This is a genomic window from Sphingomonas guangdongensis (assembly GCF_900199185.1).
Classification (GTDB): Bacteria; Pseudomonadota; Alphaproteobacteria; order Sphingomonadales; family Sphingomonadaceae; genus Sphingomonas; species Sphingomonas guangdongensis.
The window spans coordinates 1,326,023-1,339,156 of sequence record NZ_OBMI01000001.1 but is presented as its reverse complement, the minus strand read 5'-3'; the positions used below and the strand labels follow the sequence as shown (position 1 = coordinate 1,339,156).

At 69.6% G+C, this 13,134-nt stretch carries 13 protein-coding genes; 11 read left to right on the top strand and 2 right to left on the bottom strand.

Annotated features, from left to right (window positions below):
* Nucleotides 1-24 precede the first annotated feature (24 nt).
* From CRO12_RS06555 to CRO12_RS06530, 6 genes are all read left to right on the top strand, one after another.
* Entirely contained in the window at nucleotides 25-336 is a 312-nt protein-coding gene (locus CRO12_RS06555) for a hypothetical protein (RefSeq protein WP_097063125.1), read from the top strand.
* Nucleotides 337-338: 2 nt separating this feature from the next.
* The gene (locus tag CRO12_RS06550; protein WP_097063124.1) at nucleotides 339-521 is read left to right on the top strand and encodes a hypothetical protein; all 183 of its coding nucleotides are present in this window, start codon (nucleotides 339-341) and stop codon (nucleotides 519-521) included.
* Complete coding sequence (locus CRO12_RS06545) at nucleotides 518-1,465, top strand: aldo/keto reductase (RefSeq protein ID WP_097063123.1); 948 nt, start codon at nucleotides 518-520, stop codon at nucleotides 1,463-1,465. Before CRO12_RS06550 ends, CRO12_RS06545 begins: the two co-directional genes overlap by 4 nt.
* A 269-nt stretch (nucleotides 1,466-1,734) precedes the next feature.
* Entirely contained in the window at nucleotides 1,735-2,880 is a 1,146-nt protein-coding gene (locus CRO12_RS06540; RefSeq protein WP_097063122.1) for an acyl-CoA dehydrogenase family protein, read from the top strand.
* Nucleotides 2,881-2,897: 17 nt separating this feature from the next.
* Nucleotides 2,898-3,269, top strand: coding sequence for a VOC family protein (locus tag CRO12_RS06535; RefSeq protein ID WP_097063121.1), 372 nt, complete (start codon nucleotides 2,898-2,900; stop codon nucleotides 3,267-3,269).
* A 103-nt stretch (nucleotides 3,270-3,372) separates the two neighbouring features.
* Nucleotides 3,373-4,161, top strand: coding sequence for an SDR family oxidoreductase (locus CRO12_RS06530; protein WP_097063392.1), 789 nt, complete (start codon nucleotides 3,373-3,375; stop codon nucleotides 4,159-4,161).
* 60 nt (nucleotides 4,162-4,221) lie between these two features.
* On the opposite strand, the gene CRO12_RS06525 is transcribed toward CRO12_RS06530, so the two are convergent.
* Entirely contained in the window at nucleotides 4,222-4,899 is a 678-nt protein-coding gene (locus tag CRO12_RS06525; RefSeq protein ID WP_097063120.1) for a hypothetical protein, read from the bottom strand.
* Between CRO12_RS06525 and CRO12_RS06520 the strand changes: the two genes are divergently transcribed.
* The 3 genes from CRO12_RS06520 (at nucleotide 4,881) to CRO12_RS17670 (ending at nucleotide 7,328) form a co-directional block, all read left to right on the top strand.
* Nucleotides 4,881-6,134: a helix-turn-helix transcriptional regulator gene (locus CRO12_RS06520; protein ID WP_179640887.1), complete on the top strand. Its 1,254-nt coding sequence runs from the start codon at nucleotides 4,881-4,883 to the stop codon at nucleotides 6,132-6,134. The genes CRO12_RS06525 and CRO12_RS06520 overlap by 19 nt on opposite strands.
* Nucleotides 6,135-6,206: 72 nt before the next feature.
* Nucleotides 6,207-7,115 (top strand): alpha/beta hydrolase family protein, encoded by a 909-nt coding sequence (locus CRO12_RS06515; protein ID WP_097063119.1) that lies wholly within the window; start codon nucleotides 6,207-6,209, stop codon nucleotides 7,113-7,115.
* Nucleotides 7,116-7,163: 48 nt separating this feature from the next.
* The gene (locus tag CRO12_RS17670; RefSeq protein ID WP_179640886.1) at nucleotides 7,164-7,328 is read left to right on the top strand and encodes a hypothetical protein; all 165 of its coding nucleotides are present in this window, start codon (nucleotides 7,164-7,166) and stop codon (nucleotides 7,326-7,328) included.
* On the opposite strand, the gene CRO12_RS06510 is transcribed toward CRO12_RS17670, so the two are convergent.
* Nucleotides 7,325-9,583, bottom strand: a complete 2,259-nt coding sequence (locus CRO12_RS06510) for an NADP-dependent malic enzyme (RefSeq protein WP_097063118.1) — start codon at nucleotides 9,581-9,583, stop codon at nucleotides 7,325-7,327. The two genes, CRO12_RS17670 and CRO12_RS06510, sit on opposite strands and share 4 nt — an antisense overlap.
* Before the next feature lie 180 nt (nucleotides 9,584-9,763).
* On the opposite strand from CRO12_RS06510, the gene CRO12_RS06505 reads away from it, so the two are divergent.
* Complete coding sequence (locus CRO12_RS06505; RefSeq protein WP_097063117.1) at nucleotides 9,764-10,222, top strand: YybH family protein; 459 nt, start codon at nucleotides 9,764-9,766, stop codon at nucleotides 10,220-10,222.
* A gap of 77 nt (nucleotides 10,223-10,299) precedes the next feature.
* Entirely contained in the window at nucleotides 10,300-12,882 is a 2,583-nt protein-coding gene (gene mutS / locus CRO12_RS06500) for a DNA mismatch repair protein MutS (RefSeq protein ID WP_097063390.1), read from the top strand.
* Nucleotides 12,883-13,134 lie beyond the last annotated feature (252 nt).

Genomic DNA, 13,134 nt, shown 5'->3' with positions numbered 1-13,134 from the left:
ACACCCAAACAGAGGGAGTGACTGATGAAGAAGACGCTGATGCTGCCGCTGGCCCTCGCCGCCGGCCTGACCCTCGCCGCCTGCGGCGAGCGGACCGAAAATGCCGCGGAGAACACCGGCGACGCCATCGCCGCCGACGCGAACGCGACCTTTGGTGAGGCCGCGAACGACGTCGATGCCGCGACCGACGATGCGCTGACCTCCGCCGAGAATGCGACCGATGCGGCGGGCGCCGCGCTCAGCAACGCCGGCGACGCGGTCGGCAACGCCGCAGACGCGACTGCTGACGCGACCGGCAATGCGCTGATCAGCGCGGGCAAGTCCGTCCGCGACTGACGATGATCCGGCGTCTCGCCCCGCTCACCGCTGTGCTCCTCCTTGCTGCCTGCGGCCGTGCGGAGGACACCGATCCGGGCGGGATCAGCGCGGGCGAGGCGCAGGAACTGAACGAGGCCGCGGCAATGCTTGATGCGAACGCCGTCGAGCTGAACCAGGTCACCGGCAACGAGGTGACGCCGTGACCCCGCGGCGGCTCGGCGCGACCGAGCTGGAGATTGCGCCGCTGGTGCTCGGCGGCAACGTCTTCGGCTGGACCGCGGACGAGGCGGCGAGCTTCGCGGTCCTCGACGCCTTTGTCGACGCGGGCGGCACCATGATCGACACCGCCGACGTCTACTCGGCCTGGGTGCCCGGGCATCAGGGCGGCGAGTCGGAGAGCGTGATCGGCCGCTGGCTGAAGGCGAGCGGCAAGCGCGACGCCGTGCTGATCGCAACCAAGGTCGGCATGCTGCCGGGCGAGGGCGGCGAGAAGCTGGCGCCAGCGCGGATCGCCGCCGCGGCGGAGGCGTCGCTCCGGCGGCTCGGAACCGACCGCATCGACCTCTACTACGCGCACCAGGACGACGACAGCGTTCCACAGGACGCGGTGCTGGAGGCGTTCGGCCGGCTGGTCGATGCCGGCAAGGTCCGCGTGGTCGGCGCGTCCAACTTCCACGCACGCCGGCTCAAATCGGCGAACGACATCGCGCGCACGGCCGGCTTGCCGCATTTTCACGTCCTGCAGCCCGAGTACAATCTCGTAAGCCGCACCGGCTTCGAGGGCGAGCTGCAGAGCTACTGTGTCGAGCACAACATCGCCGCCCTGCCCTATTACGGGCTCGCTTCGGGCTTCCTGACGGGCAAGTATCGGTCGACCGCGGACCTGGGAAAGAGCGTCCGCGGCGGGCGCATGGCGGAACTGCTGAACGGTCAGGGGACAGCCGTGCTCAGCGCGATGGACGCGGTTGCCGCCGAGACTGGCGCGACGCTCCCGCAGATCGCGCTGGCCTGGCTGATGGCGCAGCCCGGCGTCGTCGCTCCGATCGCAAGCGCGACCACTGCGGCGCAGCTCCACGACCTGATCGGCGCCTGGGACCTGGAGCTCAGCCCCGACCAGCTGGATCGATTGACGGCCGCCGGAAGCTGAAAACAGCATCCGGTTGGTTCGCCCACCACACCGGCGATTGATGCGGCGACGTATCGCTCGATGCTCACATACGTTGCTCATCAAGCGTGCTTGCGGCGTTTGTCGAAGCAGCCCGGCGACGGACACCTCGCGTAAGGGGATCGTGGTACACGCTTTCAGTTGCGCCCGTCGCTAATCGGCCTGAAGGCTTATAAGGGCTATTCGAAGTTCTGGTATGGCGTGGCAATACAGTTTTGCTATGCTGGAAGGACCAGTTCGGAAGATCACGCATGCCGCTCGACCCTGACACCTTCGATGCGCTCATCGATCACGTCCGCCGCTTCGTGACCGAGCGGCTGCGCCCGCTCGAGGCGCAGGTGGAGGCGGATGATGCGATCCCCGACGATGTCGTCGCCGAGATGAAGGCGATGGGGCTGTTCGGCCTGTCGATCGCGGAGGAGTATGGCGGCCTCGCGCTGTCGATGAGCGAGGAGGTGCGCCTCGCGATCGAGTTCGGGCGGACCACGCCCGCGTTCCGATCCGCCTTCGGCACCAATGTTGGGATCGGCAGCCAGGGGCTCGTGATCGCGGGCACGCCCGAGCAGAAGGCCGCGTGGCTGCCGCGGATCGCGAGCGGCGAGGTCATCACCAGCTTCGCCCTCACCGAGCCCGATGTCGGCTCCGACAGCGGCAGCGTGGGGACGCGCGCAGTGCGCGACGGCGACGGCTATCGCCTCTCCGGCACCAAGCGCTACATCACCAACGCGGACCGCGCCGACCTGTTCACGGTCATGGCGCGAACCGGCGACGAGCCCGGTGGGCGTGGCGTCTCCGCGTTCCTGGTCCCGCGCGACCTGCCCGGGATCAGCGTCGGCGAGCCCGAGCAGAAGATGGGGCAGAAGGGCGCCAAGGTCGCCGACGTCCACTTCGACGATGTGCGGGTCCCCGCCGCCAACCGGCTCGGGGCGGAAGGCGAAGGGTTCAAGATCGCGATGCGCGTGCTCGACCGCGGCCGCCTCCACATCGCCGCGGTCTGCGTCGGCGTCGCCGAGCGGCTCCTGGCCGACTGCGTCGCCTACGCGAGCGAGCGCCGCCAGTTCGGCAAGCCGATTGCCGAACACCAGCTGATCCAGGCGATGATCGCCGATTCGAAGACGGAGGCGCTTGCCGCGCGGGCCCTGGTGCTCGACGCTGCCGTGGCCAAGGATGCCGGACGCGACGTGGTGCTCGAGAGCGCCGCCGCCAAGTATTTCGCGTCCGAGATGGTCGGGCGGGTCGCCGACCGCGCGGTGCAGATCTACGGCGGGGCGGGCTACATCGCCGATTACGGGGTCGAGCGGTTGTACCGCGACGTGCGGCTGTTCCGCATCTATGAGGGGACCAGCCAAATCCAGCAGCTGATCATCGCGCGCGAGACGCTGAAGCGCGGCGGCTGAAACCGGAGGACGCGATCATGCCGCTACCCGTCGTGCTTGCCCTGCTCGCCGCTGTGCCCGCCCAGGCCGTGCCGCCGCCCCCTCCCCCCGCGCGCGCGGATCACCTGTCGTTGTCGGTCGCGGACGTCGACGCGAGTACTGCCTGGTATCAGCGGATCTTCGGCCTCGCGGAGTTGCCTGCGCCGGTGAAAGGGCCGCGCTGGCTCGATCTCGGTGGCGGAGTCGCGCTGCACCTGTCTCCGGGACGCACCGCGCCGGTCTCGCCCGACCGGCGCAACCATCTGGCGCTGCGCGTCAGCGACTTCGCCGCGTTCGTCCAGCGGCTGGAGCGCGAGGGCGTGGCGTTCACCGACTTCGAGGGTCGTCCCGCGACGGTGCAACGGGTTTGAAGCGACGGCGTGCGCCAGCTCTTCCTGCGCGACCCGACGGTTACTGGTTAGAAGTTAACGACATGGCCCGGTGAGCGGGCTGACCAAACAGGAGAGCATGCCCGTGGACACATCGACCCTTTTCCGCCTGGACGGCCGTGTCGCGCTCGTCACGGGGGGATCGCGCGGGATCGGCCGAATGATTGCGGCCGGCTTCGTCGCGCAGGGGGCGACCGTTTACATCTCCTCACGCAAGGCCGCAGCGTGCGAGGAGGCCGCCGCCGCGCTCGGGCCGAGCGCCCACGCGCTGCCGCACGACGTGTCGAGCGTCGAGGGATGCCGCGCGCTCGCCGCCGATCTCGCCGGCCGGACCGACCGGCTCGACATTCTCGTCAACAACGCGGGCGCCGCCTGGGGCGTGCCGTTCGAAGAGTTCCCGGAGAGCGGCTGGGACAAGGTCATGGACCTGAACGTCAAGTCGCCGTTCTTCCTGACCCAGGCGCTCCACGGCCTGCTGAGGGCAGCGGGCAGTCGCGAACGGCCGGCCAAGGTCATCAACATCACCTCGATCGACGGGATGCGGCTGAACGCCTGGGAAACCTACAGCTACCAGGCATCGAAGGCAGCGCTGATCCAGCTGACCAAGCGGATGGCGGCACGGCTGGTGCGCGACGGCATCAACGTCACCTCCATCGCGCCGGGCGCCTTCGCGAGCGACATGAACAAGGCCGCACGCGACCACGGCGACGTCGTCGCCCACACCATCCCCGCCGGCCGGATCGGCGCGGACGAGGACATGGCCGGCGCCGCCATCTACCTGGCGAGCCGCGCGGGCGATTACGTGATCGGGGAAACGATCACCGTCGACGGCGGGCTGGTCCACGCGGCGCTGGGGAACAGCATCGATCGCTAGCCAGCCCGCCGCCTTCCGGTTTGCGGTGCCGCTCCCCCCGGTGCGGCAGCGCACGCCGGATCAGAAGCGGTAGCCGATCCCGAACTGGAGGATCGGGTAGACCTTCACCTTGTCGACGTCGTCCTGCAGGCTTTGGCGCTCCCGCTCCAGGTCGGCGCGGAAAGTCGCGTTGTTCGCGGCGGTTCCGGTCGCGGTGAACTCGCGTATCCGCACCGTCCCCTGAAACAACACGCCCCCCTCCGTCATGAAGAAGAAGCCGCGACGCTTGCTGCCTGCCCAGCCGAGCGTCAGCGCCGGTGCAAAGTCCTTCACCTCGGCGCGGCCGCTCAGCGTGCCGACCTGGGCCTGGGTATAGGTCGCGTCGCCGAGCTCGAAGGTACCGGTCGGGGTTGCCCGCACCTCCGCCCGGTTTTTGTTGATGCGCGCACCACCGGAAATGCGGAAGGCGCCACCGAAGGGATAGACGTCGATCATCGCACCGAAGGAACGCAGCTTCAGGTCGCCGTCATACTCGATGTCGTCGGAGTCGAAGTCCGCGCCCACGCTCAGAAAGTTGGCGTTGGCGCGGATGCCGAGGTTGTCCGAGAAGCGCACGCCCACGTCTGGCCCGATCCCGAGCGTCCCCGCAGTCACTGCTGCGGTAATCACCGCGCCATCATCGGCTGAGGCATCCTGCGCCAGTGCCGGCGTGGCAAGGGCAAGGAATGCCGGAACCATCAGTGCCGCGTATATCTTCATGTACTGCCCCCGTTATTGTCGCGACAAGCGCTTCATCCCGCCCGTTCGCACCGCATGCGTCCGCCCCCTGCGGATGCCGCCGGGCTATTGTTATAGGCTGCGACTTACTGCATCCCCCTCTTGGGGGACGGAGCATGATTAGTAGCGATGATTCGCGCGTGGTTGTTGAGCACTTCCGCGATGCGGCACTTGGTCTATCTGACTGGAGCACCGCGCTCGTTCAACTGGGTGCCAGGCTTGACTCTCCGATCGTCCAGCTTGCCGGTACTGTCAAAGTCGGCACCGCCTCGCTGAACATCAGTTGCGGCGTGGATGAGGAGATGATGGGGATGTTCCTGTCGGCGCGTGGTTTCGATCCGACCGTCAATCCCCGCACGCACCGGCTGATCAACTCCGCCGCTTGGCAGAGCGTGACGGACGCCGACATCACTACTCCTGAGCGCGAGCGGTTGCCCATCTACGGTATTTTCGAGCGCGCTGAGTCCGATCATGCCGCGCTTGTTCGGATGCGGAACGTGGACGGTATTCTCGCCGGCCTGATCATGATGCGGAGCCGCCGCGCCGGGCCGCACGACGATCAGGCGATGCGGTTCCTGTCGGCGGTGACGCCGGGGGTTGAGGGCGCGGTGCGTGCCGGGCTGGCACTCGGCGGGATCGAGAACCGGGCCATGCTCGACACCGCGGAGCGGCTCGACACGGCTTGCATCCTGGTAAGTGCCGACAAAGTTATCGTCTCCTTGTCGCCGTCTGCCGAGCGGGAGCTGCGGCGCGGCACGCATTTCCACACTCACGCCGGCTGCCTGCACGCAGCCACCCCGCAGAGTGACGCGTGGCTCGATCAGGCCATTCGCGCGGCCGCGTTCCATGCACCTACCGGACAGGCCGGGCAGAGCGTCTCCGTGGTTGGCGCGGCCGGTGCCCCGCTAAGAACGGACGTGTTCGCGCTTCCGCGACGACTGTCCGGTGCACTGTCGCTCGCGCAGGCCATGGTGATTATCCGCACGGCGCGATCGACCGACCCGATGAGCCCCGCGGCGCTGCGGCACCGGTACGGGTTGACGGAGGCGGAGGCGGCGATTGCCGCGCTCATCGCCGCCGGTAAGACCCCGGCTGCCATCGCGGTGCAGCGCGGGAGCAGCGTGCAGACGGTGCGATCGCAGCTGAAGATGATCTTCGAGAAGACCGGCACCCATCGTCAGGCGGAGCTGGCGGTGCTGCTGCGCCAGCTCGGCTGACCGACCGGGATTTGACGACCGCGGCGGCGGGTGAGAACCTGCCCTCGATCACCATCTCGGGGGGCCGAGTCGATGCGTGTGACCATCAGCCTGCTGGCGAGCGCCCTGCTCGCGACCGTTGCCGCTCCAGCACAGACCGGCGCGCCGCAGCGCACGCCCGGGCCGGACGAGCAGCGCACGATCGATGCAGATCGAACGGCTCCACCGCCGACCGCCACGGTGCGCTACGGCGCGGACGCGCTCCGCTCGGGCGAGCTGCGGCTGCCCAAAGGTAAGGGGCCGTTCCCGGTCGCGATCCTGATCCACGGCGGCTGCTTCGTCGCGGAGATGGGCGGCACCGGGATGCAGGGTTTCGCCGAGATGCTGCGCGCCCGCGGTTTCGCGACCTGGGACATCGACTATCGCCGGGTCGGCCACGCCGGCGGCGGCTGGCCGGGCAGCTTTGAGGATGTAGCGGCCGGGGTCGACTATTTGCCGACCTTGGCGAAGCGCTACCCGCTCGACCTGTCGCGCGTGACAACGGTTGGCCACTCGGCAGGCGCGCTCTTCGCGCTCTGGGCGGCCTCTCGTCCCAAGCTGCCCGCACCTTGGACCCCCAGGGCCGGCAGACCGCCGATCCGGTCCGCCGTCGCGATCGACGGGCCGGGCACACTGGCCTCATTGGTCGGGCCGGACGTGCAGGTGTGCGGCAAGCCGGTGATCGTGCCCCTGATGGGCGGCACGCCGGCCGAGCGGCCGAAGCCGTACCGCATTGCGAGCGCGATGGACCACCTGCCGCTTGGCGTTACTCAGCTGCTGGTCTTCAGCGAGCTCGGGCCGTTCATGCAGCCCTATGCCGCCCGCGCCCGTGCCGCCGGCGATCCGGTGCTGACGCTTTCGCCGCCGAACGCCGATCACTTCGACATCGTGACCCGCGGTACCCCGAACGGCGAGGCGGTGGCTGATTGGGTCGCCGCCAACGCGTTCAAGACCACGCGCTGAACCGGATCGCAAGGCTGACGTTGAAGCGCCATGCCCCAGTTGCCAGCCATGCGCGGAGCGCAGCGCACCGCCCTCTCGCTTGAGGTGGGTGGCAGCCACTTCGACGCGGAGGTGATGGTCACGCCGGCGGGACTGCTTGCGATCGGCGCGCTGGTATCGTCGATCCTGCTCGCCAGCGCGGTCATCGTCCGCGCCGCGCGCGCCTCCCGCTAGCGCGCGATCCCGCCGGCGGCGAGCACGGCGAGCGTCACCAGCTCGCTCGCCGTCGACACCATGGGCGCGATCTGGACCGGCTTCTCCATCCCGATCAGCATCGGCCCGATCACCGAATCGCCACCCAGCTCGCGCAGCAGCTTGGCGGAGATGTGGGCCGACTGGAGCCCCGGCATGATCAGGATGTTGGCCGGGCCCGAGAGCCTGGCAAACGGATAGTTGGCGAGCTGGCGCGGGTTGAGCGCGACGTCGGGCGGCATCTCCCCCTCATATTCGAAGCCGGGCTGGCGACCGTCGAGCACGTCCACCGCGTCGCGGATGTTGTCCAGGAACGCGCCCTTCGGGTTGCCGAAGGTCGAGTAGCTGAGGAAGGCGACCCGCGGCTCATGCCCCATCCGCCGCGCGACCGCCGCTGTCTGCTCCGCGATGTCGGCGAGCTGTTCGGCGGTCGGCCGCTCGTTCACCGTCGTGTCGGCGATGAAGACGGTGTGGCTCTGCCCGACCATCACGTGGATGCCGAACGGCGTGCGGCCCGGCTCGGCGTCGATCACGCGCTTAACCTCGCGCATCGACATCGCCCAGGTCCGGGTGATGCCGGTGATCATCGCGTCGGCCTCGCCGAGCTGAAGCATCGCCGCGCCGAAGATGTTGCGGTCCTGGTTGACCATCCGCTCCACCTCACGGCGCAGATAGCCGCGACGCTGGAGCCGACCGTAGAGGAAGTCGACCATCTTGGGCACGAGCGGCGAATTGCGGCTGTTGTGCAGCTCATATTCGCTCGGATCGTTGACCCCCAGCGCCGCCAGCCGCTCGTAGACTTCCTCGCGCCCGACCAGCACGGGCGTGCCGTAGCCTCCTTCCTTGAAGGCGATGGCGGCGCGCAGCACCACCTCCTCCTCGCCCTCGGCGAACAGCACCCGCTTGGGATGTGCGCGCGCGCCCTCGTAGGCGAGCGAGAGGACGGAGGTGGTCGGGTTGAGCCGGGCCCGCAGCGACGTGCGGTACGCCGCCATGTCCATGATCGGCTTGGTTGCGACGCCCGAATCCATTGCCGCCTGGGCGACGGCTGCCGGCACCACCTCCATCAGGCGGGGGTCGAAGGGTGCGGGGATGATGTATTCGGGGCCGAAGACGTGCTGCGTGCCATAGGCCGCGGCGACCTCCTCCGGCACGCGCTCGCGCGCGAGCTCGGCGATCGCGTTGGCGGCGGCGATCTTCATTTCGTCGTTGATGCCGGTCGCGCGCACGTCGAGCGCGCCGCGGAAGATGAAGGGGAAGCCGAGCACGTTGTTGACCTGGTTCGGATAGTCCGACCGACCGGTCGCGATGATCGCGTCGGGGCGCGCCGCCTTGGCGAGCTCCGGGCGGATCTCCGGCTCCGGGTTCGCCATCGCGAAGATGATCGGGGCGGGCGCCATGTCCTTCACCATCTCGGGCTTCAGCGCGCCGGCGGCCGACAGCCCGAGGAACACATCGGCGCCGTGCAGCGCCTCCGTCAGCGTGCGGCGGTCGGTCGCGACCGCGTGCGCCGACTGCCACTGGTTGATGCCCTCGCGGTCCGGCGTGATCACGCCCGTGCGGTCGCACATCAGAACGTGGTCGTGGCGCACACCCATCGCCTTGATCAGCTCGGTGCAGGCGATCGCCGCCGCGCCCGCGCCGTTCACGACGATCCGGATGTCCTCCAGCCGCCGCCCGGTCACGCGGCAGGCGTTGATCAGCCCGGCCGCGGTGATAATCGCGGTGCCGTGCTGGTCGTCGTGGAAGACGGGAATGTTCATCCGCTCGCGCAGGGTCTGCTCGATGATGAAGCACTCGGGCGCCTTGATGTCCTCCAGGTTGATGCCGCCGAAGGTCGGTTCCATCAGCTCGACCGCGTCGATGAAGCGGTCGACGTCCTCCGTCTTCAGCTCGATGTCGATCGAATCGACGTCGGCGAAGCGCTTGAACAGCACCGCCTTGCCTTCCATCACCGGCTTGGACGCGAGCGCGCCGAGGTTGCCGAGCCCGAGAATAGCGGTGCCGTTCGAGATGACCGCGACCAGATTGCCCTTGGCGGTATAGTCGTAGGCGGTGGCGGGATCGTCGGCGATCGCCTGCACCGGCACCGCGACGCCCGGCGAATAGGCAAGCGCCAGGTCGCGCTGCGTCGCCATCGGCTTGGACGCGATAATCTCGATCTTGCCCGGACGCCCCTCCGAGTGGAACAGGAGCGCCTCGCGCTCGGAAAACTGGACACTCGCTTCGTCGGACATGCGTCTCTCCGGATACCGCTACCACCTTTAGGGAGCGGGGGCGGGATTGGGAACCGCTACGGCGCGCTTGGGTACGAGAAGAACAGCGGGGTCCAGCGAAGGCGCTGAGCGGTAGGACCGCGATCGAACACCGCCTTGCGCTCAACCTGCTGATCTGGCCATCTCACGCCGGGAGGAACGATGATGTGGATCGCGCTCGCGCTCTGGGTGCAGGCTGCCGCGATAGAGTGCCAGCCGGCGTCCGGCACCGCCGACGGAGCCGCGCTTGCCGCCACCAGCGTCGGCATCCGTGAGGCGTTCGCGCGGAGCGACGTGGCGGCGATCGCTCGTTACCATCATCCCGACATCACCAAATCGCTTGCCCCGGATCGCTTCTTCTCCGGTCAAGCAGCACTCGTCGCCGATCTTCGCGCGACCTTCGCCACCGTCCGCCTGCGCTTTGTCACGAACGACGTCGAGCGGCTCGACGTGTGCGGCGATACGGCGGTGGAAATGACCCGTTATGCGGTCGAGGTCACGCCCCGCGCGGGGGGCGCGGCTGCGACGGTCCGCGGCCGCGCGATGATCGTCTACGTCCGCTCGGCCACCGCCCCGAACGGCTGGCTCAGCCTCCGCGAGCTCGTCCAGCCGCACGGCTGAGCCGCGCCAGGCGCAGCCTTGTCTCGCCGCCACGGTGGGGTATGCGCGGTCGGATGGCGGATGCCCAGCCCACCCCGATGATGGCCCAGTACCTCAGCCTCAAGGCCGAGGCGCAGGACTGCCTGCTGTTCTACCGAATGGGCGACTTTTTCGAGCTGTTCTTCGACGATGCCCGGATCGCGAGCGGAGTGCTCGACATTGCGCTGACTGCGCGGGGCGAGCATGACGGTGCGAAGATCCCGATGTGCGGCGTCCCCGTCCACGCCGCGACGGGCTATCTCCAGCGGCTGATCAAGGTCGGTCACCGGGTCGCCATCGCCGAGCAGACCGAGAGCCCGGAGGCCGCGCGCAAGGCGCGTGGATCGAAGGCGCTGGTCGGCCGCGCGATCGTCCGGGTGGTGACCGCGGGCACGCTGACCGAGGAAGCGCTGCTCGATTCCCGCGCCGCCAATTGGTGCGCCGCGATTGCCGAAGCAGGCGGCGGCACGGCGATCGCCGCCGCCGACATCTCGACCGGCGAGTTCCTGGTGATCGAGACGAGCCGCGCGGGCCTCGCCGCCGAGCTCGCCCGACTGGGCGCGGCGGAGGTGATCGCGCCTGAGGACGCCGCGATCGCCGAGCATGCGACCGGCAGCCGCCCGCGCGCCGATTTCGACAGCGCGCGCGGCGAGGCGCGGCTGAAGGCGCTTCACGGCGTCGCGACGCTGGACGCGTTCGGCACCCTCTCGCGCGCCGGCCTGGCGGCGGCGGGCGGGCTGATCGCGTATCTCGACCACACCGCCAAGGGAGCGCTGCCCTTCCTTCGGCCGCCGCGTGTGGCCGCAAGCGCGCAGGTGATGGCGATCGACGCCGCCACCCGCGAGAGCCTGGAGCTGTGCGTCGCGAGCGGCGGCGCTCGCGCGGGATCGCTGCTCGACGCGGTCGACCGTACGGTCACGGGCGCGGGCGCGCGGCTGCTCGGGCAGGACATCGCGGCACCGCTGATGGACCGTGCCGCCATCGACGAGCGCTTGGCGCTCGTGCAGCACTTCTACGACGATGCCGGCGCACGCGAGCGGCTCCGCGGCGCGCTTCGCGCGCTGCCCGACATCGGCCGCGCGCTCGGGCGGCTGGCGGCGGGTCGCGGCAGCCCGCGCGATCTGGGGCAGCTGCGTGACGGACTCGACGGCGCGTGGCGGCTGGCGGAGGCACTGGCGCACACGCCGGAGCCGCCCGCGCTTCTTGCCGCGCTGCTCCCCACCCTGCGCGGTCACGGCGCGCTCATCGACCTGCTCACCCGCGCGCTGGTGCCCGCGCCACCGATCGACGCGAGTGCCGGCGGCTACATCGCCGCCGGCTACGACGCAGCGCTTGACGATCTGCGCGATGCAGGCGCGGGCGGCCGGCGCGCGATCGCCGCGCTGGAGGCCGAGTACCGCACCCGGACCGGCACGCCGACGCTCAAAATCCGCCACAACGGCGTGCTCGGCTACCATATCGAGGTGCCGGCCCGCGCCGCCGACGCGCTCCTGGCGGCGGACAGCGGCTTCACCCACCGGCAGACGCTCGCCGGCGTCGTCCGCTTCAACGCGCCCGAGCTGCACGAGGTCGCCGCCAAGGTCGCCCATGCCGGCGCCCACGCGCTCGCCGCCGAAGCCGCCCACCTGGAAGAGCTGGTCGCGGCGGCCCTCGCGCAGCGCGAGGTGATCGCGCGGACGGCCGACGCGCTCGCACGGATCGACGTGGCGGCGGGTCTGGCCGAGCGCGCGGCGGAGAGCGGCTGGGCGCGTCCCCGCCTGGTCGATCACGCCTGCTTCGAGGTGGAGGGCGGACGCCATCCTGTGGTCGAGGCGGCGGTTGCGAAGAGCGGCGGCCGGTTCGTCGCCAATGACTGCCGGCTGTCGGAGGATGCGCGCCTCTGGCTCGTGACCGGCCCCAACATGGGCGGCAAGTCGACCTTTCTGCGCCAGAACGCGTTGATCGCGGTGCTCGCGCAGGCCGGCAGCTTCGTTCCCGCGACCAGCGCGACGCTGGGGCTGGTCGACCGGCTGTTCAGCCGGGTCGGCGCGTCCGACAATCTCGCGCGCGGGCGATCGACCTTCATGGTCGAGATGGTGGAAACCGCCGCGATCCTCGCCCAGGCGACGCCCCGCTCGTTCGTGATCCTCGACGAGGTCGGGCGCGGCACCTCCACCTACGACGGGCTCGCGATCGCCTGGGCGGTGGTGGAGGCGATCCACGAGGACAATCGCTGCCGCTGCCTGTTCGCGACCCACTATCACGAGCTGACGCGCCTCGCCGAGCGCTGCGACGCGCTCTCGCTCCACCACGTCCGCGCGCGCGAGTGGAAGGGCGAGCTGGTGCTGCTCCACGAGGTGGCGGACGGACCCGCCGACCGCAGCTACGGCTTGGCGGTCGCGCGGCTCGCCGGGCTGCCGCCCGCGACGATCCGCCGCGCCAAGTCGGTGCTCGACCGGCTGGAGTCAGGGCGCGCCAAGACCGGCGGACTCGCGGCGGGCCTCGACGACCTGCCCCTCTTCGCCGCCGCTGCCCAGGCGGAGGAGGCGAAGGCGGTTGATGCGCTGCGCGAGGAGCTCGCACGTACCGACGTTGATGCACTGAGCCCGCGGGAGGCGCTGGAGCTGGTCTATCGGCTGAAGGGATTGGCGGCGGAGAGCTGACCGGACGCGAGGCCCTCCTGCCTTGTCAATTGCAGACCCGGGCGGCGGAGTACCGATCCGTTCGTGCTGAGTAGAGACTGAGTAGCTGCGCAGCAGCGTAGCGAAGGCTCGTATTGAAGCACCGACCGAACAATACCGTGCTGCGTCCAACACCCCAGAAATGAAAGAGGCCGCCGGGGCGTCTTCGCGACGACCCCGACGACCTCCGACATGGTCAGCGGCCGAAGAGCTCCAGCCCGGGAGACCATGCGG

Excerpts from the sequence above, each read along its gene's own strand:
- CRO12_RS06555 (WP_097063125.1), top strand. The coding sequence starts at position 25 with ATGAAGAAGACGCTGATGCTGCCGCTGGCCCTCGCCGCCGGCCTGACC.
- CRO12_RS06550 (WP_097063124.1), top strand. The coding sequence starts at position 339 with ATGATCCGGCGTCTCGCCCCGCTCACCGCTGTGCTCCTCCTTGCTGCC.
- CRO12_RS06540 (WP_097063122.1), top strand. The coding sequence starts at position 1,735 with ATGCCGCTCGACCCTGACACCTTCGATGCGCTCATCGATCACGTCCGC.
- CRO12_RS06535 (WP_097063121.1), top strand. The coding sequence starts at position 2,898 with ATGCCGCTACCCGTCGTGCTTGCCCTGCTCGCCGCTGTGCCCGCCCAG.
- CRO12_RS06525 (WP_097063120.1), bottom strand. The coding sequence starts at position 4,899 with ATGAAGATATACGCGGCACTGATGGTTCCGGCATTCCTTGCCCTTGCC.
- CRO12_RS06515 (WP_097063119.1), top strand. The coding sequence starts at position 6,207 with ATGCGTGTGACCATCAGCCTGCTGGCGAGCGCCCTGCTCGCGACCGTT.
- CRO12_RS17670 (WP_179640886.1), top strand. The coding sequence starts at position 7,164 with ATGCGCGGAGCGCAGCGCACCGCCCTCTCGCTTGAGGTGGGTGGCAGC.
- CRO12_RS06510 (WP_097063118.1), bottom strand. The coding sequence starts at position 9,583 with ATGTCCGACGAAGCGAGTGTCCAGTTTTCCGAGCGCGAGGCGCTCCTG.
- CRO12_RS06505 (WP_097063117.1), top strand. The coding sequence starts at position 9,764 with ATGATGTGGATCGCGCTCGCGCTCTGGGTGCAGGCTGCCGCGATAGAG.
- mutS (WP_097063390.1), top strand. The coding sequence starts at position 10,300 with ATGATGGCCCAGTACCTCAGCCTCAAGGCCGAGGCGCAGGACTGCCTG.